Origin of the sequence: Limosilactobacillus mucosae (assembly GCF_013423865.1) — a bacterium.
Taxonomy (GTDB): Bacteria; Bacillota; Bacilli; order Lactobacillales; family Lactobacillaceae; genus Limosilactobacillus; species Limosilactobacillus mucosae.
Window position 1 is genome coordinate 1,564,043 of sequence record NZ_CP058954.1, and the last position, 23,063, is coordinate 1,587,105.

The following is a 23,063-nucleotide window of genomic DNA, read 5'->3' on the forward strand; positions in this document are numbered from 1 at the left end:
GGATTAGAAAGCTTGTTTTCAGCAAGCTCCTAATCCTTTTTAAATGCCGTGGCTGATAGACTTTACACCATATTTGTAATACTATAGATAGGATAATTCTCGAAAGGAACATAAAAATGACTGATTCAAAAAAATTGGCAGAAGCCGTTAATAAGCGCCGGACGTTTGCGATTATCTCGCACCCCGATGCTGGTAAAACGACGATTACTGAACAGCTGCTTTTATTTGGGGGCGTCGTCCGCGAAGCTGGGACTGTTAAAGGACGCGGCAGCAGCAATTTTGCCAAGTCTGACTGGATGGAAATTGAAAAAAAGCGTGGGATTTCCGTTACCAGTTCTGTAATGCAGTTTGACTACCAGGGCAAGCGCATTAATATTCTGGATACCCCAGGGCACGAAGACTTCTCTGAAGATACTTACCGGACTTTGATGGCCGTTGACTCTGCCGTCATGGTAATTGATGGTGCCAAGGGTATCGAACCACAAACAAAAAAGCTGTTTCAAATCTGTAAGATGCGGGGAATTCCAATTTTCACGTTCATCAACAAGTTTGACCGCGATGCCCGCGAACCGTTGGATCTGTTAAACGAAATTGAAGACGTTCTGGGAATCGAAACCTACCCAATGGACTGGCCAATTGGGATGGGACGGCAATTTATGGGTGTTTATGATCGTTATAATCATCGAGTTGCCCTTTCCCACCCACAGGATCCTGCCAACCCTTATTTGCCATTAGATGAAGATGGTCAGGTAATTGGTGAAAACCCATTGGCTGGTGAAGGTGAATGGAAAGACGCCTTAGATGGAATGGAACTGATTGAAATGGCTGGTAGCGAGCTTGATGAAGAAAAGATCGCCAAGGGGGACCAAACACCTGTCTTCTTCGGTTCAGCGCTGACCAACTTTGGGGTTAAGACTTTCCTGGAAACCTACTTAAAATTTGCTCCAGCCCCTTCAGCACACAAGACAGAAGACGGTAAATCAATCGATCCACTGGCACCCGAGTTTTCTGGCTTCATCTTTAAAATTCAAGCTAACATGAATCCTAAGCACCGTGACCGGATTGCTTTCGTACGGATTTGTTCTGGTGAATTTACCCGGGGCATGGATGTTACCTTGGAGCGGACTAAAAAGCCAATTCGTCTATCAAACGTGACCGAGTTCATGGCCAATACGCGTGAAAACGTTGAGAATGCCGTTGCCGGTGATATTATCGGGCTTTACGATACCGGAAACTTCCAAATTGGTGATTCAATCTACACTGGTAAACAAGACATCAAGTTTGAGAAGCTGCCTCAATTTACGCCAGAACTATTTGTCCGCGTAACGCCAAAGAACGTTATGAAGCAAAAATCATTCCACAAAGGGATCAACCAATTGGTACAAGAAGGGGCCGTTCAGCTCTACACTGGCTATAACTCCAACGACTACATTTTGGGAGCTGTAGGTCAATTGCAGTTTGAAGTGTTCAAGTTCCGGATGCAAAACGAATACAATTCCGAAGTTATTATGGAACCACTGGGTAGTAAGACAGCACGCTGGGTTGATCCAGAACAGCTTGATCCTAAGATGGCTTCTTCACGGAATATGCTGGTTAAAGATCGTTATGGCGCTCCACTATTCTTGTTTGAAAACCAATTTGCGGAAAACTGGTTCAAGCAGAAGTATCCAGATGTTAAACTGACGGCTAAACTGTAGGGGAACTCCATGGTAAAGATCAAAGAGCACGTAAATATTAGCAAATTCATGATTATATTAGGGTTATTGTTATTTTCTATAATCCTAATATTTCCCTTTTTTGTTGTAGGTCAATTAGGTGTACATTCTGACTGGAGCTTTCACGCAGCAAGAGTTCAACAGATTTATTTGAATTTAAAACATGGTGAATTCTTTACATTCATCGGAACCAATACATTTCACAATGTCGGCAATGGGAACTTTTTATTCTACCCAACCGTTTTTCTTTATCCTTGGGCGTTGCTTGAATTCATACTTAAACCTATTGAAGCATATTTAGTATACGCATGGTTATTATTATTTGTAACTATGTTGGTAAGCTACTTCTGTATGTTTTCATATAGCGAAGGTAACAATCTTCAATCTATCTTTTTTGCAATTGTTTACACAATTGCTCCTTATCATTTGTACCTCATTTTCCAAAATTATGTATTAGGAGAAGCCCAAGCCTATACTTTTTTACCAATCGTATTTTTAGGCATTTACAAACTTTTATACAAAGATGAATTTATAACATTAGCAATCGGAATGTCATTGGTAGCATACTGTCATTATGTGTCATTGTTTATCGCAGGAGAAGTCCTTTTTGCTATTGTATTGGTTTATTTTTTTGTAATGAAATGCAACTTCAAAAAAGTATTGTTGTTATTAATTAAAGCAGTCTTATTGTTTGGACTATTAACTATTTGGCAATTCATTCCGCTTCTCACTGATTGTTGGAAACAAGGATTATTTACCCCACTATCCGGATTTATTATTATTCCATCCATGACAAACTTGATTATTAATTCCTTTAACAATCAAGTCTCTAATCAAGGCGGGCTCGGCATCTTGCTAATTCTAACTCTCTTTTTTGGATGGAACTGGGTTAAAAAAGATTCCATTGATAAGACAGTTTGGTTATCCGGAATTGCTCTCACTATATTAATTACAAATGTTTTTCCACATAACTTATTTAAAAATACAATATTTAATGTAATTCAATTTACGTACAGATATACTGATTTTGCGATTGTCTTTCTAAGTATTATTTGTGCCGAAGGATTATACAAATATATAAACTCTGACACAAAATTCACAGTCTTGAAATTTTCCTTATTATTGCTATCTATATTGTTACTCTATGCTGGGAGTATCACCAATATATATGAACGTAATGCTAATCACAATAACAGTGTTGAGGTATTAGATCACCCTACCAAGTCGTATAAAACATTACGTCCAGATAATGATTCACCCGTCATTTTAAATAATCATAACTATAATTATCAATTTAGCTATGCCGCTTTATTTGGAGAAACAGACTATTTTCCAATGCAGGCTTATTATCAGAAAGAAAGCATTGTAAACCATATTATTTATATAAACAATTCTAAAAAGCAAATAACTCCAATCGCTTCTAGTAATAAACTAACCTATAAACTATCATTAAATAATAATGCAACTGTAGACATACCGGCACTTGCATTTAAACATACTACTCTTAAAATTAATGGGGAAAGAACAAAATATCATATTTCAAAACGAGGAACTATTGTAGTTAACCTAAAAAAAGGTAAATATCAGCTTACTGTCTCCTATCAGCCTCCTATTATCTACTATGTATGTTTTACAATTTGTTTATTAACTTGGGGATGTTTATTAATTATTACATTATATAAAAAGTCTATCTTCAATTTTAAAAGCAGAAATAGTACGAATTTCATAAATACACACTAACAACACGTATGCCACCAACTACGCAAACCTTCTATACTTGAGGAAACTCATCTATAGGAGGTTTTTAGATAGTAAAATGTAAGCAACTTTTAAACCGTTCTAAAAACATAAGAGTATGTAGTTTAGGATTTCTATTCTCAACAATTATGATACCATTATCATAAATAGGCTTTTTTAAGTATATGAAGAGAAAGCGAATAGCTAATAATTCATTAACAATTGTAGTTTCTTACCATAACGAGGAATAATTTTTACCAGAAACAGTTAATATAAATAGCAAGCTACTATTTGTAAATGATGATAGTTGATAAAACAATACAATCTAGAATTTCAATATGTTACAGAGATTAAATTTGCCTGTAACTATAGACATTAAAATACTTTATTAGTGGCCACACAGTATTCTGAAGAGTGAAATACAGACCTTGATTTAACATTTAAAGAAGAAAATTATTCAATATGAATGATAAGTAGGAGATAAAATGAAATTTGAAAAGATTAGTAATAAATTAGTTGACTTTTTTCTAATGCCATTATTGGTAATAAGTATTTGTGGCAGTATCTCATTATTGCCAACATTGTTACAATTAATTCCTAATAAGGCTATTCTTTGTTTTATTGGATTACTGATTTTAGCTTATGTTGGATATAGTTTGTTAAGAGTAAAAGAGAAATTTTTTAGAATCCTAAATAAAATAAAAAAGCCCTTGCTAGTTATACTTATTTGTATGACTTTGATTTGGCAGCTCATGTTAGTTAGGGCATTATCCGGTAAATTTGGTTGGGATCCACGCATTTTTATAGAATATATATATAGGATTTCTAGTAAGATTAGTAATGATAAGATTTATTTTTCATTATATCCTAATAATTTTCTGCTTTTAGTCATTGAGAAATTTTTCCAGAGTATTTTTAGCATTAAAACTCCTAATGGCTTAATATTAAAACTTAATTTTTTGAATATTATCATAATTGATGTTTCAGCCATTTTACTTTTTGGAGCGGTTAAAAAATTATTTAGTAAAAGAGTAGCTTATTATACAATCTTTCTATATTGGATTTTATATATGATGTGGCCATTTGTAGTAATCCCATATACTGATAATTGGTCAATTTTAGTAAGTGCTCTGTTTCTTTTTATCTATTCAAGAAATCAAAATTTTAAGAACTTTTCTTTTAATTTTTGTTTTGGAATAGTTACTGCATTTGCTCTACTTATGAAGCCAAGTACGGTGATTTTTGTAATTGCAATGGTAATAGTAAAAATCGTTTTTAACTTGCAACGAAAGCCTAAAGTAGAGATTAAGAAAATTATTGAGTTGTTTGCTAGTTTGGGATTAGGTTTTATTGTTCTATATTCACCAGTAAAAATCTATCAGCAACATAATAATATAGTAGATATTGAAAATGTCAGAAAGATGCCGGTTACTCACTTTATTGCCATGGGGATGTCCGGTAACGGTGGTTATAATTCTAATGATGTAACTGAAAATATTAATATTAAAAGTCCCCAAAAAAGAAATAAGTACAATGTTAAATTAATTCGAGAAAGGCTTTCGCAAATGGGATTGGGCGGCTACCTAAAGTTCCTAGGTCAGAAACAGATTAATGATACAGCTGATGGATCATTTGGCTGGGCTGCTGAAGGAAATTATTTATATGAACCGTTTATAAGAAATATAAACAAGATAGAAAACCATATAAGAGCTTTGTTTATGCATATAGATGTTAATCAAGGTTATCTAATAGCTGATGCAAATATGAGTGGTTATAAATTTTTTCCACAGATAATATGGGTTGTTGCGTTACTCTTCATATTCTTGGCATCAATAGGGGACAGTGTTGAAACACTCCAATTACTAAAATATACTATTGTTGGTGGTTTTGTGTTTTTATTATTGTTTGAAGGCGGTCGTAGTAGATACCTTATTCAATTTTTACCATATCTGTTTACATTAGCAGGGGTGGGATTGAATAAATTAATAATTTTAAAATCTAAAGTTAAAAAGTAAGCATACCATAATGGTGCGGGTTGAAAAATACACGAAAAAATGAGGCATCTCGCGGCTTGGCGAGATAGTACTATACCCTGTCAAGGTAACACTTAAAAAAATAAAAAATTAGTCTATACGGCCTCATTGCGGAAGTCCTCCGCGGTGAGGTTGTTTCGTTTGCTGGAAATCTCGACTGTGTTGAAGTATTCAACACCCTGCTTAACCAAATCTTTCAGTTCTGCCAAAGTTTGCGGATGTTGTAAAGGGCGGTTATAAAATGTAGGAAATCGGCGGGGGGCTATAATGCCCTCTAAGTATACAGATGGTATACAGATGAAATAGAAAATTCGTCTGATACTTGGAGGGTGTTTTTAATTATGGGAAGACGAGCCAAATTTTCAGTTCAGCAAAAATTAATTATTATCAAGAAAGCTCAAACAGAATCTATTGAAAGATTAGCTCAAGAATATTGCGTCAACGCACACACCATCAGAAGATGGAAGAGAATGTACAAATACAAGGGAATGAGAGGACTTGTAAGTGCTCACCATAATAAAGTTTATTCCGTTGAGTTTAAGCGCAAATTAGTTGTGGAATTTGAGCATTCAACGGATACCTTAGAAAAATTTGCTTTAAAGCATGGTTTAAAATCCGATTGGCAATTATCACAATGGATTATCCAGTATAATGAATCAAAACTGAAGGCTTATACGCCGAGAAAGCGAGATTCAATTATGCCAGGACGCAAAACTACTTTTGAAGAACGATTATCGATTATTGAAGACTTAATCAAGCACGATGTTAATTACAGTTGGGCTGTAGATAAGTATCACGTGAGTTACCAACAAGTCTATGGCTGGTATCAAAAATATCGTAAGAGTGGTAATGACCCGCAATCACTTCGTGATCGGCGGGGTAAGGCTAAGCCCAAAGCCGAGTGGACAGAACTAGATAAATTAAGAGCGGAGAATCGGCTATTGAAGGCCGAAGTGAAACGGAATGAGATGGAGGTCGCTTTCGCAAAAAAATTAATAGAAATTCGCAATCGGGAGGCGAAAAGTTCTTCAAACAACAAGCCATCAAAGAACTAAATGAAGAGTACGGGTGGCCAATCAGCACTTTAAGCGAGATCGCAGGTATTACTCGAGATGCTTACTACAAGTGGATTCATCGAAAGGCCAATATCCATGATGATGAACAAGCAGAATTACTTAAAGCCATTTTGGAATTGGAAAAAAGCATAAGTGGACCTTGGGTTATTTAGGCATGACGACGCAACTAGCTTTTGAAAATAAATTGGATTTCAAGGCCGGCTTAAAGCGAGTTACTAACTGCATGCGAAATCACGGGATCAAGGCAAATATCCGTAAGAAGAAGCATAATCGGATTAAACGTCACGAGGAATACATCAATGACAACTTACTTAATGAGCAATTTGATCGTCAGAGTAAGAATGAGGTTTGGGTGACTGATACTACCGAAGTTGTGTATGGTAATGAGCAGGTAAGGAAGGCGCGCGTGCATGTAGTGATGGATCTATATGGTCGCTATGTTTTGAGCTACAACATTTCGGCTACTGAAACGGCCGCATCAGCGATCGAAGCCTTTAAGCGTGCCTTCAAAGTAGAACCAGACGCTCAGCCAATGATCCATGCGGATCGTGGCGCAGCTTACTGCTCAATGGCTTTCAATGATTTCTTAGCTGAGCAAAACTGCATCCATAGTATGTCTCACCCCGGTCATCCATGGGAGAATTCACCAATGGAGCGTTGGTGGAATGATTTCAAACTGGTTTGGTTAGCTAAACGGGTTCGTCCAAAAAGCATGGCAGAATTGGAACAATCTGTCCAGCAGGCCATTAAATATTTCAATACCGAACGAGCTTATGCATCAAAAAACGGCTTGAGCGCAGAAAAGTTCCGCGCTCAAGCCGCATAGATAATTTTTCTATTTAAACTGTATACTTAACAGGCAATAGTGCCTTGCCATCGACAAGGTGTTACCTTAATAAGATATAGTACCGTGCCTTACTTTATATTTTACTCTTTTATAAATTACTACTGCTAAGAAAATGATCCAAGTCATAGAAGTTAATAAAATTCCTAAACGATCTATAATTGAAGGTACATACTTAACAACCACATTTTTATTACTATTAGCTCTAAATGTAACGGTATTGCGCTTACTATTTATCAAACTAAGCTCTTTACCAGCTTGGTAAACATGCAAATTTTTATATATTGAAACAGGAAGATCTATCTTTTCTCCTGCTTTAACTTTTAAGCTACTATAGATTAGTTCGTTTGGCTTTGAGTCTATAGAAATAATTTTTTCTTTTTTTCCATCGATAATTGCTAAATGATGCTCAATTTCCTTATAAAACGGCATACTTTTTTTAGGAGTGTATTGATCTAAATACCATGCAGTTCCATTTCTATATTCTTTTAATGATCCCTTATAAATATCTATGTTACTCTGCGGATCTTTTTTTAATTGGCTTATACTGCTAAACCAAGGAATTATAATTAGTAGTATCATACTAACTTTAAAAAGCTTCTTTCCAGTAACAGAGTTAATTGAGCTCATCATTGATTCAAGAATATCACTCCCTGAATATGACAAAAAGACAGAAGTAAGCATTAAAATTCGCATCGGAAATTGAATTAATGAAACTGGAGTATCTTTAAATAAGTTCCAAGGAAATATGGTACTTGTAATTACAAATGAAATAATGCCAAGTAAATATATTATCTTCGAAGTCAAATCAAATTTTTCAAAAAATACAATTCCAATTATTATAACTGCTAATAAAGTGATCCCGATTCCATAAACTGTTCCCGATGAATCTCTCAGTACAGAGTTTCTTAGTGATGATTGAACTATCTGATCCATGTAATTGGCAGTGCTAGATATATCCATTGGAGATGGCGGACTAAATTTTTGAAATAGTTCTTGTTCTATAAAAGGAAATAAGAATATTGCTGAACTTGTAATCGCAAGCATACCTGACTTAAGCAACGATACAATAGTTGCGATCTTATTTTCTACGAACCAGATAAATATAAGAAAAATGGTTAGTAAGGCTAAAGTAAAAATAAATGTACTTAATACATGTGATAGCAATGTAAACGACATACCAAATGCAAGAAATGGCCAATCCTTCTTATTGCCAAACAAAATTGCATACATTCCATATAAACATAGCGGTAAGAATACCATCCCAAGAAATTCACCAAGAGCAAATCTTGAAAAAGCATCAATCGTCCTATAAGCACAAAAAGTGTACAATATTGCAGCAATATTTGATTGAAATTTACTTTTATTCATCTTTCTGACACAGACATACATAAAAATTAGTGTCAAAAAAGTATAGAATGCAAATCCTGCATATATACCATTTACTGTGTTCTTTAAAAGAATGGAAAACAAAGCAAAAGGAAGTAATGTTATCCAAGGATAAAAGACACCTAGAGGATATCCAATTTTATCAAAGGTATACGTATAAATGTAAGGATATATATTTCCATTTTTTAGATTATTAATTAGTTCAAGAATCCTATTTACATGATATTTCATATCATCCCCAAAATAAATAATTCCATTTTTCTGAAAGGGATAAACAAATACGATACTCAATACAATAAAAAACACTATTTGGACAATTAATTTTATCCATCTCTTTTTAAATCCTATGTTCATTATCTTTATTCTTCTCCAAAATACAGTAATCAACAATTTAATTATTTATGGCTGTCTTTACTAAGAAGAAACGCTATAGAAAAGTAAAATATAATCTTTCTTAGTATAATTTCTATTTTTTCTTACTCTCCATTCGGATTGAATAATTTTCTTCCTCAATGTTAAATCGAGGTCTATGCTTTACCTCTGTAAAAACTTTTCCCACATACTCACCTATTGTACTAATAGATATTAATTGAATTCCACCAAGTAACCAAATTGATATCATTAGTGAAGACCAGCCTGACACAACATGTCCCATTACTTTTTGCACTAATGTATAAATCATTAAGACAATACTTACGATAGTTGTAATAATGCCTAGCGAGAGAATTAAATGGATAGGTGCAATTGAAAATGATGTAATACCATCTAAAGCAAAATGAATCATTTTCTTAAGTGGATATTTAGAAGTTCCTGCATATCGTTCTTTTCTAGGATAGTAAACTTTAGCCGATTTATAGCCTATCAGCGGAACCATTCCTCGTAAGAAAAGATTTCTTTCCTTGTACGAAAGTAATGATTCTGTAGCACGCTTACTCAATAGCCTGTAATCGGCAGAGTCTGGAACTAAATTAACGCCCATTTTCTGCATTAGTTTATAGTACATCAATGCAGTATGCTTTTTAAAAAACGTATCTGTTTCTCGGCTATTTCTAACTCCATAAACAACATCGAATCCTTCATGGTATTTATCAACCATTTTATAAATTGCATTAACGTCATCTTGTAAATCTGCATCAATTGTAATAATCATATCAGAATACTTCACTGCGAGACTCATCCCCGCTAATAATGCATTCTGGTGCCCGTAGTTACGAGTAAACTTAATCCCAGTAATATATTGAGATTCTTGACTATATTGTTTTATCAACTGCCATGTTTTATCTTTACTGCCGTCATTTACAAACAGCAACTTGCTATTTGCATTAATTTTTTGTTGCTCAATTAAATCGTTTAAAATCTTACCAAGTTCTTTGACTGTCTCCGGTAAAACTTCTTCCTCGTTATAACAAGGAACTACAATTGTTAATAAATTATTAGCCATTTGATTTCCCTTCATATATTAAAAAGACTGTCTATATAATGGTATCATAATTATTGAAAATAAAAATCCTAAACTACATGCTCATTGCATTTTAAAACCAATTTAAAAATAATGAGGCTGGGAAAAAACTATATTTTCAGATGAATTTTAGAGAATAGTAATATTAAAAATCGCTAGAAATCAACGTTTTCAGCAACGTGGTTTCTAGCGATTCTTTAGTTTTGAGACTTTTTTCCCAGCCTCTTTCTATATTTCTTATTTAATTACTTACCGAGCTAGAACTACTGGAAGTAACAACTTGTGCGTTGCTTGGTAGTGGGCCACTCCAGTCAGCATAAGTAGTCTGCCCATTCTTAACTTGACGATCCATACCATCACTATCAACGTTGTGAACAACACCATTACTGTCAGTCCAAGTAGCAACATCATTCAAACCTAATTGGATGTTACTGCTACTTTGAGCTGAGCTACTGGATGAGTTACTACTTTGGCTCTCATTATCTACCACAGCACTACTACTGGAATATTCACTTTCAGCTTTACTAGACGAGGTTTTACTCTTGGAAGACGAGCTTGAGACCTTTTTTGCTTTAGTTGCATTCTTCTTTTTAACTACTTTGCTTGAAGTAGTCTCACTTTTAGATGAGCTTTGCGCAGATTTAGAACTATTTCCACATCCTGCCATTAAAAACGTCATACTAAAAATCATCAAAATAGCCATTAAACTATTTTTTACTTTTTTCATTATGTGTATGCTCCTAAATTTTATTATTTCAGTTAATCATATGGGCTATATTATAGCAAACCAAAAGCACATAAGGAATATATTTGATTTATTAAATATATTTAAGTGAACTTAGTTTGTTGACGAAATAGTTCCCTCACCATTTTTATCAAAGTAGTATAGGACACCATTAATTAATTTATGTGTATTTGTAATCATTTCTGGATCAAAATAGTAATATTTACCATTAACATTCTTCAAGCCGCTTTCTTCCGTTCCATAACCAACATTGAAGTAGTAGTACTCATTGCCAACCTTTTGCATCCCATGCAACATACCTTGACCATTGCCATTGTTGTCAACGTCATAATAGACTTGGCGTCCGTCAGGCAGCTTGTACCACCCCTGGGCCGTCGTTCCGTAACGAGCATCAAAATAGTACCATTTGTCGTTAATCTTGGCTTCACCATGGTACATCTGACCTTGATTGTTGTAATTAACCAAGCGACCATCTGACAATGTATACCAACCAGTTTTAGCAGCCCCATCTGATCCAAAGTAATACCATGAACCATCGACTTCTTTTTCAGTATTTTTTATCATCGTTGGACTGAAGTAGTAGTACTTGCCATTGACATTCTTCAAGCCGCTTTCTTCCGTTCCATAACCAACATTGAAGTAGTAGTACTCATTGCCAACCTTTTGCATCCCATGCAACATACCTTGACCATTGCCATTGTTGTCAACGTCATAATAGACTTGGCGTCCGTCAGGCAGCTTGTACCACCCCTGGGCCGTCGTTCCGTAACGAGCATCAAAATAGTACCATTTGTCATTAATCTTGGCTTCACCATGGTACATCTGACCTTGATTGTTGTAATTAACCAAGCGACCATCTGACAATGTATACCAACCAGTTTTAGCAGCCCCATCTGATCCAAAGTAATACCATGAACCATCGACTTCTTTTTCAGTATTTTTTATCATCGTTGGACTGAAGTAGTAGTACTTGCCATTGACATTCTTCAAGCCGCTTTCTTCCGTTCCATAACCAACATTGAAGTAGTAGTACTCATTGCCAACCTTTTGCATCCCATGCAACATACCTTGACCATTGCCATTGTTGTCAACGTCATAATAGACTTGGCGTCCGTCAGGCAGCTTGTACCACCCCTGGGCCGTCGTTCCGTAACGAGCATCAAAATAGTACCATTTGTCGTTAATCTTGGCTTCACCATGGTACATCTGACCTTGATTGTTGTAATTAACCAAGCGACCATCTGACAATGTATACCAACCAGTTTTAGCAGCCCCATCTGATCCAAAGTAATACCATGAACCATCGACTTCTTTTTCAGTATTTTTTATCATCGTTGGACTGAAGTAGTAGTACTTGCCATTGACATTCTTCAAGCCGCTTTCTTCCGTTCCATAACCAACATTGAAGTAGTAGTACTCATTGCCAACCTTTTGCATCCCATGCAACATACCTTGACCATTGCCATTGTTGTCAACGTCATAATAGACTTGGCGTCCGTCAGGCAGCTTGTACCACCCCTGGGCCGTCGTTCCGTAACGAGCATCAAAATAGTACCATTTGTCATTAATCTTGGCTTCACCATGGTACATCTGACCTTGATTGTTGTAATTGACTAGCCGACCATCTGATAATTTGACAAATCCAATTTGCATAACACCACTATCATCAAAATCATACCAGTAGTTATTAATCTGCTTCTCACCGATAGCCATTTGAGCGGTATCTGTATCAAAATAATATTTCTTGCCAGATATTGTTTGCCATCCAATTAAGAACACATCTTTAGTCGCATCATAATAGTATGAACTACTACCAATCTTATAAATACCAGTAGTATATCCATGAGCATTAACTGACCCATCAGAATTTAACTGAATGGTAGTATTACCATCCGTAACACTATTTACGCCTGTTTTCAGCGCGCCAGTTGCTGAATCATAATATTGTAATTTCTTAGTATTTTGGTTATAAACTAATCCTTTTTCTTGAACCCCCGTATTGATATTGTAGTAATAGTTACGTCCATTAATAGTTGTTTCGCCAAGCGCCATTGCACCAGTATCTGTATCAAAGTAATATTTACTATCATTGATTGTTTGATTACCATATTGCATCTGGCCTTGCGAATTATAGTACACTGTACGGCCATCTGATAGTTTAGTAAAGCCAGTAGTCATGGCGCCTGTACTAGTATTAAAGTAATACCAATAACCATTAATATTTTGTTCACCATACTGCATTTGGCCTTGACTGTTGTAATAAACAGTTCGGCCATCCGAAAGGTTCTGAAAACCGGTTTGACGAACCCCATTTTTGTATAGGTACCAATAGCCATTTTCTTGCTTTTCACCATTTAAAATCATGTAAGTGCTAAACATTCCCATATCAATGGAGCCATCATAGCCATTAAAACTGTCAGTATACTGCCAAGCACCGTAGTCCGAGTTCAACATGGTATTTTTCCAATAATTATAGTAGTAAGCAGCAATCCAGGTCTTGCTATGACCAACTGTTGAACTAACATTGTACGTTTGATCATAGCTATAACTTGCATAAACACCATGGTTGGTATAACCTCGACGGCTCAATTCATTCCAAAATTCATTTAAAAGCGCAGCAATGTTGGAGCGTTTAGTTACATTGTCTTCCATATCAGCAATCATCAGCGTACTACCATCTAAGCCATAAGAACTGGCAACATTGGCATAATGATCGGCCTCGGCAATGGCTGATGCTGAATCAGTGAAAACTGCATAATCATAGGTTGCAACTATCAAGCCAGCTTCTTTGGCATTGTTAATCTGCGTCTGTGCACATGGATTTGTATATGTAGTACCTTGAGTCAGCTTAACGATAACATATTTAACACCAAGGCTCTTAAGCCAGGAGTAAGTTTCCACACTCATGGCACCTTGATATGAAGAAACGTCAATTGCATCAGCTGAAGTACTGTATGCAGCCAAAGCTTGTAAGGCAATTTCTTGATCAGTGTTGGCAACAACCACTGCTGTGGAAGATGCTGCCACTGCTGAAGGATCACTATTATCAGTTACCGAACTGCTACTCTGACCTTCATCTGTAGTAGCAGTCACTGTACTTTCTGAACTGCTTTTACTTAAGTCTTGTGATGATGTGGTCTGTCGTGCAGTGGTACTGGCTTGTGTTGAAGAAGCTGATGAGGATTCATTTGCCACTATTGCTGATGCGTCATTTTCACTACTGCTGTTTGCAACTTGCGATGATGAGGCGTCATCCGCATTGTTAGTTGATACGGAAGTTGGAGTCAGTACCACAGATTCGGTATTAGCATCGTTAGCAGTAGCTTGTGACACACTACTGCTATTAGTTGTTGTAGCATCAGCTTGTGCAGTACTAGAATGTAAAATTAATCCAAAACTAAGTGCCGTTAGCGTAATTCCAGAAAAAAGCGTCCATTTTTTTAAGGTTTTCTGTTGTGCACTTTGGTATGCTTGTACCTTCTGACGTTCGTTATTCAAATCTTTCCTCCAAATTAAAAATCCACAAAAAATTCAAATTTTCTTAAAAAAAGGGGGCTTCCTTAAAAGCTCCCCTTTTCCTGTTTAGTTACCCAACAAAGTCAATGGATTAATCCAAGTCCCATTATTGTTAAATGAATTTGCCAAGGCAACATTAAAATTCTTTTGGCGAGTAATTCCCAAATGCAGGTGAGCCGTCGTTCGTCCACCAATTACGTCACCAACGTTAACTTGTTGACCAACGCTTACCCAAATATTAGAACGACTACTGAAAGCTTCTTGGTAAACGGTCAAATATTCGCCAGTATCAATCAATACGTACCAGTCTAGCCCTGAAGCATAACCAATTCCAGTAACCGTACCCTTGTGAACCGCATGGACTTCATAACCTGGGTGGTCGATTGAGCCAAAGTCGAGACCGTCATGGAAACCGTTCAATCGGAATTCACCACCAGCATTTACACCAAATAATTGTGCTCCCGTGAAATAGCCGCGACCGTCAGCTGGGAATGGCCAACCCCATGTATCCTCTACACCGTCAGAGTCAAAAGTATGCTTAGTCCCATCAATATAGTGCGTACCGGTATACATAAAACCACTATTCAAATCAAAATAATACGTATTATTATTAATAGTTTGCCATCCCTTTACCATATGACCATCACTATTATAATAAACCGTCCGGCCATCACTTAGTTTTACAAATTGAGAAATAGCCTCATTACCATTATTTTTATCGAAGTAGAACCAATACCCACCAATTTGTTTTTCTCCATAAGACATATGACCTTGTTCATCATAATAAACCACACGGCCATCATTTAATTTAACAAACTGGGAAATTGCCTCAAATCCGCTATCTTTATCAAAGTAATACCAATAACTGTTAATCTTCTTTTCACCATGACTCATTTGAGCAGTAGAAAGATCATAGTAAATCTCTCGCCCATCAGACAATTTATACCAACCAGTGACAACTTTACCGGTTGATCCATTATAGTAATACCAGTTACCATTAATCTTATTTTCACCATTTTTTAAAACGATATTACCGTTTTCATCAACAGTATAAGTATTATTATCTGATTTAATTGTAGTATTAGTACTTAGTGCGCCACTGACAGTGCCATAATATTGTAATTTTTGAGTAGCTGAATTATAAACAATTCCTGTTTCTTTAGTACCATTGTCACTATTAAAGTAATAATAGTCGTTAGCTACTTTTTGCATACCATGCAGCATCCCCCGACCATTACCACTGTTGTCAACATCATAGTAGACTTGCCGTCCATCAGGCAGCTTGTACCAGCCTCGGGCTGTCGTCCCGTAGCGGGCATCAAAGTAGTACCACTTGCCATTGATCTTTGCTTCATCATGGTACATCTTACCTTGGCTGTCATAGTTTACTAAACGGCCATCAGCCAGTGTGTACCAACCGGTTTTTGCAGTACCATCCGTACCAAAGTAGTACCAGGAACCATTGACCTCTTTTTCAGTATTTTTAACCATCGTTGGGCTGAAGTAGTAGTATTTACCATTAACGTTCTTCAAGCCACTTTCTTCCGTACCATAGCCCACGTTGAAGTAGTAGTAATTGTCTCCCACCTTTTGCATGCCATGCAGCATACCTTGACCATTGCCATCACTGTCAACATCATAGTAGACTTGGCGTCCGTCAGGCAGCTTGTACCAGCCTTGAGCTGTCGTTCCGTAGCGGGTATCAAAGTAATACCATTTACCATTGATCTTAGCCTCGCCATGGTACATCTGACCTTGGCTGTCATAGTTTACTAAACGGCCATCAGCCAAAGCGTACCAACCAATTTGGGCCGTACCATCCGCACCAAAGTAGTACCATGAACCATTGACCTCTTTTTCAGTATTTTTAACCATCGTTGGGCTGAAGTAGTAGTACTTGCCATTGACATTCTTCAAGCCGCTTTCTTCCGTACCGTAACCTATATTGAAATAGTAGTAATTGTCTCCGACTTTTTGCATGCCATGCAGCATACCTTGACCATTGCCATCATTATCAACATCATAGTAAACAGTACGTCCATCAGGTAACTTATACCAACCCTTAGCAACATTACCATCAGTAGTATTAAAGAAGTACCATTTACTACTGATGTTTTGTTCACCATAAAGCATCTCACCAGCTGTATTATAGTAAACAGTACGATTACCACTAAGTTTTTGCCAACCCGTTAAGTTATTGCCATTTTGGTCTTTTAAGTACCAGTGGCCATTTGAGTAAACTTCTGTGGTCTTAGTGGTAGAAGTTGGCGACTGGTCCGTAGTGGAGACGGATGCTGCTGCGGTTGTCATTGAAACCGTGTCAGCTTCTACATTAGAACTAGTTTCAGTTTTAGCATTGCTTTGGCTGTCTTGAGTTGCCGATGCAGTACTTTGTTCAACAGTTTCAGCCGCCTTCGAAGCTTCAGTTGAAGCTTGACTAGCAGAATCAATTGCTTGATCAGTTGATGACGTTGCCTTCTGAGTCGTATTCGCAGCTGAAGTTGATTCATTGGCAGTAGTAGAAACAGCATCCTCAGATGCAGTAGCAACTTGTGAATCATTGGATACTGCAGTCGTAGTGGTCAAAGCAACCGTACTGTTATCATCACTATTATTATTGCTGCTTGTACCAGTATTGGTATTAGCAACAACTGCTTGATCACTATTGCTAGTTGCCGTGCTGTTGTCAGCTTGAGCAACATTACCGCCAGCCATCAAACCAGCAGTTGCAGCAGCTGCAACCAACCACAGCTTGCCTTTTTTATACATTTTAAAGCGTGTCTTAACTTCAGGACTAGGTTTCGCCATCATTTTCTCCTCGCTGCTAATTACTCGGTTTTTAAATTTTATTTCTTAGTTAATTTCTTGATTCTTAAAACTATTTAAAAGTTTATCATTGCTGTCCTTTTCAATCAACGTGATTGAAAATATGATACATAAATGTCATATATTGGTTACATTTTGATAATACAAAAAAACGCTAATCACCACATACTGAGGCAAGATTAGCGTTTTTGATAATTTTTTAATATTACAACTATATGTTAACGTTCGTCGTACATTTGAACGTTGTTGGCAACTTGATTTACATAGTCAGTACCATTGTTTTGGTTAGCTGTGTTAACCATGTCGGAAACCTGGTAAGGGTTCCACTGTTGGTTATTGTAAATGTAAACCGTGTCAGCAATTGGCGAACCGTCTACATCTTTGCCTTGAGCGTAGTAGTTTACCCATTCACTTTCGTCAGGCTTTGCGCCGTAGATTTGGTAGTAAGTGTTGTTGGTACCATTTGGCAGAGGTGCCAAAACAGAACTTTCGTTCATTGCAGTTACAACCAGCGGACGATTTGCTTGAGGAGCTGCTTCGTTAGTTACGTAGTGGCTCGTGTACCATGCCAGCAAACCAGCCTTTTGCTGATCAGTCATCTGATCTTCATTCAGCTGAGCGGCTTGTGTTTCATTATTTTGAGCAATTGCTGGTTGCTGCGTAGTTGCAGTAGTACCAGAAGCTTGAGCTTTTTGGATAGTTTCAGTGGTTGCCGCCACTGCTTGAGAGTTTGTAGCTGTCTTTGATGATTGCGTTTCAGGCAAGGTAACCATTGCACTGCCGACTTTTAATGTATTAGCAGAGCTTAAAGCTTGGCCAGCCGATGCAGCACTGCTTGAAGCTGCGGTTAAAGTTTCATTTGCAGCAGTTTGACTAGCAGCGTTTTGTGATTCATTCTTTTGATCAGTAGTCTTCTTTTCACTAGCAGTTGCTTTTGCAGAGGTCTTGTGCTTGTGAGAAGTACTTTGTTCAGTCCGTGTGCTGTCAGCGTTGCTCTTAGTAGACGTGGTCGTTGTCTTGGCCCCACAACCAGCCAACAGACCTGCAATTACCAAGCTGCTAAGCAAGATGTTCATGTTCTTCTTCATAAGCTTATCCCCCTTACTCTCTTTTGAATTATGCCTTGAAGTTTTTGCTTATTAACTAAATTAAGTTTGTTACTTAAATATCATTTATGTAACATCCTTGTAACATTATTATAGCATACTCTTTATTTTTTCGTAACCTTTTTGCAAAACAAAATATTTAATAAGTCCAACAGCAAAGCGTTGTAAGCGTTTAACGTTAATTATCAAAACTATATTACGATTGTTACAAATAAAGAGGCTTTTGCTGTAAAAACAAAAGCCTCTTTATTATCTATCTGCCAAAATCTGCTTGGCCCGTTTAACGATTGGGGCTCTAAATACAAGAATGCAAAGCAGATAAACTACCGCCCCAATAATTACTTGAGCTGCTAAATTAATAATGTTCATCTTCATAATTTCATCTAGACGTAAAACTACGAAGTACATGATAAGACCGCTCAATAAGTACCGCCAGAGATCTTTAAACAACATTCGCCGACTGATGGTGGTTCGAACAAAATACAGCTGCACTGCCGTTACCGCAAACTCAGAAATAACGGTTGCTATCGCTGCCCCATTTGCGGAATAAGGTTCAATCAAAAACAGATTTCCAATAATGTTGACCACTGCACCTGCCGTTACCGAAAGCGTATATTCTTTGACCCGATTAACCGGCATTAGATATTGCGTTCCTGTGACGTTACTCCAGGCAATAAACAGAATTACCGGCGCCTCCAAGAAGATGATTCGGCCAGTATCAACATATTCTGCTCCTAAGAACCAGGGAGCGAATTTAGATGAAATTGCCATTAAGCCAAACATCATTGGAACGGACATTGCTGTTACAAAATCAAATGAAGAATATAAACTTGTTCGAATCCCTTTAACGTCGCCATTAGCATATTTATTGGCGACATGAGGCAACATAACCGTCCCTGTAGCCGTTACGACTGCTAAGACCAACTTAACGATTTTATCAGCAAAATCGAATTGTCCCAAGGCAGTTGGCTGCCCAATCTTACCAAGCATTAATTTGTTGACAACTAAATAGATCTGCGTGGTAATTGTTGGGATAAACAGCAACAGAGATGGGTAGAAATGCTTAAGCGGATGCCATTCTTTGATTGGTACCCATTGAATACTGTTGCGCAGATAAGGCCATAAAGTAACGTTACCACCAACCTGCGCCAATCCCAAAAGCAGCACGTACTTCCAAAGATCGGCTTCCGTTCGGACAAGTATAAAGATCAACGCAATTGAAATCAACTTGACGATCGTATTTCTCGTAACCGTCTTTTTAAAGTCTTCCATTCCCATAAAGTACCAAGAAACATCAAGTCCTGCAGCCACAATCCATAATGTTTGCAGCAGGTAATATTCCTTAAACGTCGTACTAAAGAGAAAAACAGCTGCCAAATAGGCTATCAAGGCAATGGTAATCGTACCTAATTGAAGAAGCTCAATGCCCCAGAAAGTTTGCGAACGCTTATATTTATCATCACGATGATAGGCTACTTCACGGTTACCGTAGAGGGTTATCCCCATTTGACCCATCAAATAAAAGAAAGTAACCCAACCATTTGTATAAGTATTGATACCATATGCATGTGCTCCCAAAACCCGTGAAACATATGGTGTCGTAATCAAAGGAGCAAACATCAATAAAATTTGGTAGCCCGCATTATACAGATAGTTTTTGATAACCTTCATGATCTACTTGTCAAACTCCTCAGCCACGGTCGTTAAGGCCGCCTTGATTACTTGATCCATGTTGTAGTACTTGTACTGACCCAAACGACCACCAAAAATAACGTTTGGTGCCTTTTGTCCGGCCAATTCCGTGTATTGTTGGTAAAGAGCATTATTACGTTGGTTGTTAACTGGATAGTATGGTTCATCGCCTCGTTTCCAGTCAGCTGGATATTCGCGCGTAATGATAGTCTTGCCTTCATCGCCCTTACCGAATTCAAAGTGCTTGTGCTCAATAATTCGCGTGTACGGCGTTTCGGCATCAGTGTAATTAACCACGGCATTGCCTTGATAGTTGTCTTCATCAAGTTCTTCAGTCTCAAAGTGTAAGCTGCGGTATTCCAACTCACCCAATTCATAGTTGAAGAATTGATCGATCATCCCGGTAAAGACGATCTTAGGGAAGTTTGCCAGATATTCATCTTGTTGATCAAAGAAGTCAACCCCCAGTTCAACATCGATCAAATCGCTGGCCAGCATCTTTTCAACGATCTGTGTGTAGCCGCCCATTGGAATGCCTTGGTACAGATCATTGAAGTAGTTGTTGTCGTAAGTCAATCGAACTGGCAGCCGCCGAATGATAAAGGCCGGCAGTTCAGTTGCCTTTTGCCCCCATTGTTTTTCGGTATAGCCCTTGATCAGTTTTTCATAGATATCGCGACCGATCAGAGAAATAGCCTGTTCTTCTAAGTTCTGAGGCTCTTTGTCATCCATTTCAGCTCGCTGCTCATTGATCTTAGCCATTGCTTCTTTAGGCGTTCGAACTCCCCACATCTTATTAAAGGTGTTCATGTTGAATGGCAGGTTGTACATTTCCCCTTTGTAGTTGGCCACTGGAGAATTCGTGTAGCGGTTGAATTCCGCAAACTGATTAACGTATTCCCAGATTGCTTTATCCGAAGTATGGAAAATGTGAGCACCATATTCATGTACTTGGATGCCATCAACTTTCTTAGTGTAGATGTTGCCAGCAATATGGCTGCGCTTTTCAATTACCTTAACGCGCTTGCCACGCTTAGCTGCTTCGTAGGCAAAAGTGGCTCCAAATAAGCCGGCGCCTACTACTAAATAATCATATTGTACCATTACAATTCCTCACATTTTTAAATTGCTATCTTTAAATGATAGGGCAAATTTTTCCAAACTACAATAAAAATAACTAACTTAATATTGTCTTTAAAATTTATTCCTTGTATCTAAGACTTTAATTTTTGCTTAAATCGATCAATAGCATAGCTTCGATCAAGCTCGTCAGTTTGATATTCTGCCAAGTAGGTAACTGATACTTGCCGATATTTAATCCAAACATTTAGCAAACGCTCACTCAAGAAACCATACAGTCGTTGTTGATATTGATCATAATTAGTAATATCGGTCCGCTTTTCAACTTCAAATAGTATTTTAAACAGCCATTCACAATATGCATCCATTTCTGATTTACTGGTATAAAACATATTATAAAAAGATATCTGTGACTGCTGCATAACCTGATCGAAGGCCGATAAAACCTTAGGACTAAACTCAGAGATTACTTGGCGAGTAATTGCTAAATCATTTGCATTATGAAAATTTTCAAATTGCTGTTTAACATTCCCCTCACCGCCTTGCTCAGGCTCTGATAGAATCCACTCAGTAGTTTGCATTATCTCATCCAGTTTTTTTAGGCTGACCGGTGCAACTTTCCCTTTGATAATTGTAGCAAGATACATACGACCTCTTGTCGGATATTTCGAAAAATACCGACGATAGTGGGAAAGTCCAATATATTCGTCATTGGCATTTTTCCATAACCAATAGAGTCCCGTAAGTTCGCAATAAGATGGGTTCTTATCAGAAATATTCTCACCTTCATTATCTGGCTGATAATGATTTGGATTAGCATTTTTATCAGCGCCAACCAAAATTGGCGTATATCCTGTTGGTAAAGGATAGTCAAAAGCCTTATGCGTAATTACATACATTGTCATATTAATCAACCATCCTATTTTTTAATATATACTAAGTACCAATCGCCTAAATACTGGCGTTTCCGAGGATAGCATCCCCAATATCTAGCTAATTTAAGTCCATCGATAACACTCTTCTTATTGTAAAATCTTTCTCTGATCGTTAACCAACGATCATTTTGAGCTAAAACTTCAAACTGCTTCTGCCTATCTCCGCTAACGTCTTCTTCTACATATCTACGCATTGTTTCATCAAAGCTTTTTGCAGTATTTATCCACTGCTTTTTAGCTGAAACAGATTTCAAATCACGACTTTCTTTTGCAAAAGCACTAGTTGAATGGTTTCGCCACTTAATTAAATCATCAGTGACTGCGTATAGTGTGTTAGAAAAAAGTCCCAAACGCCATAACAAAGCGTCATGAGGATATTCAGGCAGCCAATACTTCTTGCTTAACTCCAAAAGCTCTCTGCGTACACAATATGTACAACCTGGTGATTTTACAAGCAGATAGTTGTCGGTTAAAGGAACCTCGATTAATTTATTTTCTTTTGGCCACGGTCCAATTTTTTCCTTGCCATCTTCAAAAAACTCACAATAATCAGAGCTTAAGATATTAATCTGAGGATTTTGATCCATAATTTTGGTCATAATCTCTACTTTGTCATTACGCCAGATATCATCTTGATCACATGGAAAAATCAAGTCACCATGACTTGCCCACATTGCCTCCATGAAATTTCGACGCCATCCTTTGTTCTTAGCGTTAACCTTAACTGACCAACCATCAAGCTTATATTTATCAATGTAAGCTTGAGCTAATTTTACCGTATCATCACTAGATTGATCATCTGCAATCAGTACTTGGTCGATCTTAATAGTTTGGTTTCTTAAGGAATCCAATTGTTCAATAAGGTAATCATGGCCATTATACGTTGAAACAACTACTGAAATTATCATTT

At 37.2% G+C, this 23,063-nt stretch carries 15 protein-coding genes; 5 read left to right on the forward strand and 10 right to left on the reverse strand.

Annotation, left to right across the window (positions count from 1 at the left end):
* Positions 1-116: 116 nt before the first annotated feature.
* The 5 genes from H0G69_RS07710 to H0G69_RS07730 all read left to right on the forward strand — a co-directional run bounded on the left by H0G69_RS07710 (position 117) and on the right by H0G69_RS07730 (position 7,387).
* Positions 117-1,697 carry a peptide chain release factor 3 gene (locus H0G69_RS07710; protein ID WP_006500570.1) on the forward strand — a complete coding sequence of 527 codons (1,581 nt, stop codon included), beginning with the start codon at positions 117-119 and terminating at the stop codon, positions 1,695-1,697.
* A gap of 9 nt (positions 1,698-1,706) precedes the next feature.
* Positions 1,707-3,455, forward strand: coding sequence for a 6-pyruvoyl-tetrahydropterin synthase-related protein (locus tag H0G69_RS07715; protein ID WP_180304609.1), 1,749 nt, complete (start codon positions 1,707-1,709; stop codon positions 3,453-3,455).
* A gap of 482 nt (positions 3,456-3,937) precedes the next feature.
* Positions 3,938-5,467 carry a glycosyltransferase-like membrane protein gene (locus H0G69_RS07720; RefSeq protein ID WP_180304610.1) on the forward strand — a complete coding sequence of 510 codons (1,530 nt, stop codon included), beginning with the start codon at positions 3,938-3,940 and terminating at the stop codon, positions 5,465-5,467.
* A gap of 359 nt (positions 5,468-5,826) precedes the next feature.
* Positions 5,827-6,540, forward strand: a complete 714-nt coding sequence (locus H0G69_RS07725) for a helix-turn-helix domain-containing protein (RefSeq protein ID WP_180304611.1) — start codon at positions 5,827-5,829, stop codon at positions 6,538-6,540.
* Positions 6,541-6,715: 175 nt separating this feature from the next.
* A complete protein-coding gene (locus H0G69_RS07730) occupies positions 6,716-7,387 on the forward strand; it encodes an IS3 family transposase (protein ID WP_240164336.1) in 672 nt (223 codons plus the stop codon).
* Between the two features lie 66 nt (positions 7,388-7,453).
* Here H0G69_RS07730 and H0G69_RS07735 read toward each other — a convergent pair whose 3' ends face one another.
* The 10 genes from H0G69_RS07735 to H0G69_RS07780 all read right to left on the reverse strand — a co-directional run bounded on the left by H0G69_RS07735 (position 7,454) and on the right by H0G69_RS07780 (position 23,061).
* Entirely contained in the window at positions 7,454-9,148 is a 1,695-nt protein-coding gene (locus H0G69_RS07735) for a 6-pyruvoyl-tetrahydropterin synthase-related protein (protein ID WP_180304612.1), read from the reverse strand.
* 112 nt (positions 9,149-9,260) lie between these two features.
* Positions 9,261-10,235, reverse strand: a complete 975-nt coding sequence (locus tag H0G69_RS07740; RefSeq protein WP_180304613.1) for a glycosyltransferase family 2 protein — start codon at positions 10,233-10,235, stop codon at positions 9,261-9,263.
* Positions 10,236-10,494: 259 nt separating this feature from the next.
* Positions 10,495-10,980 carry a hypothetical protein gene (locus tag H0G69_RS07745; protein ID WP_143113569.1) on the reverse strand — a complete coding sequence of 162 codons (486 nt, stop codon included), beginning with the start codon at positions 10,978-10,980 and terminating at the stop codon, positions 10,495-10,497.
* Positions 10,981-11,091: 111 nt separating this feature from the next.
* A complete protein-coding gene (locus H0G69_RS07750; RefSeq protein ID WP_180304614.1) occupies positions 11,092-14,091 on the reverse strand; it encodes a GH25 family lysozyme in 3,000 nt (999 codons plus the stop codon).
* Between the two features lie 489 nt (positions 14,092-14,580).
* Positions 14,581-17,325 (reverse strand): peptidoglycan DD-metalloendopeptidase family protein, encoded by a 2,745-nt coding sequence (locus tag H0G69_RS07755; RefSeq protein ID WP_180304615.1) that lies wholly within the window; start codon positions 17,323-17,325, stop codon positions 14,581-14,583.
* Positions 17,326-17,558: 233 nt separating this feature from the next.
* Positions 17,559-18,428, reverse strand: coding sequence for a hypothetical protein (locus H0G69_RS07760; RefSeq protein ID WP_180304616.1), 870 nt, complete (start codon positions 18,426-18,428; stop codon positions 17,559-17,561).
* A gap of 267 nt (positions 18,429-18,695) precedes the next feature.
* The gene (locus H0G69_RS07765) at positions 18,696-20,117 is read right to left on the reverse strand and encodes a flippase (protein WP_180304617.1); all 1,422 of its coding nucleotides are present in this window, start codon (positions 20,115-20,117) and stop codon (positions 18,696-18,698) included.
* 3 nt (positions 20,118-20,120) lie between these two features.
* Complete coding sequence (gene glf, locus H0G69_RS07770) at positions 20,121-21,242, reverse strand: UDP-galactopyranose mutase (protein ID WP_180304618.1); 1,122 nt, start codon at positions 21,240-21,242, stop codon at positions 20,121-20,123.
* 110 nt (positions 21,243-21,352) lie between these two features.
* Positions 21,353-22,123, reverse strand: a complete 771-nt coding sequence (locus H0G69_RS07775) for a DUF4422 domain-containing protein (RefSeq protein ID WP_143113407.1) — start codon at positions 22,121-22,123, stop codon at positions 21,353-21,355.
* A gap of 14 nt (positions 22,124-22,137) precedes the next feature.
* Positions 22,138-23,061 (reverse strand): glycosyltransferase, encoded by a 924-nt coding sequence (locus tag H0G69_RS07780; protein WP_180304619.1) that lies wholly within the window; start codon positions 23,059-23,061, stop codon positions 22,138-22,140.
* Positions 23,062-23,063 lie beyond the last annotated feature (2 nt).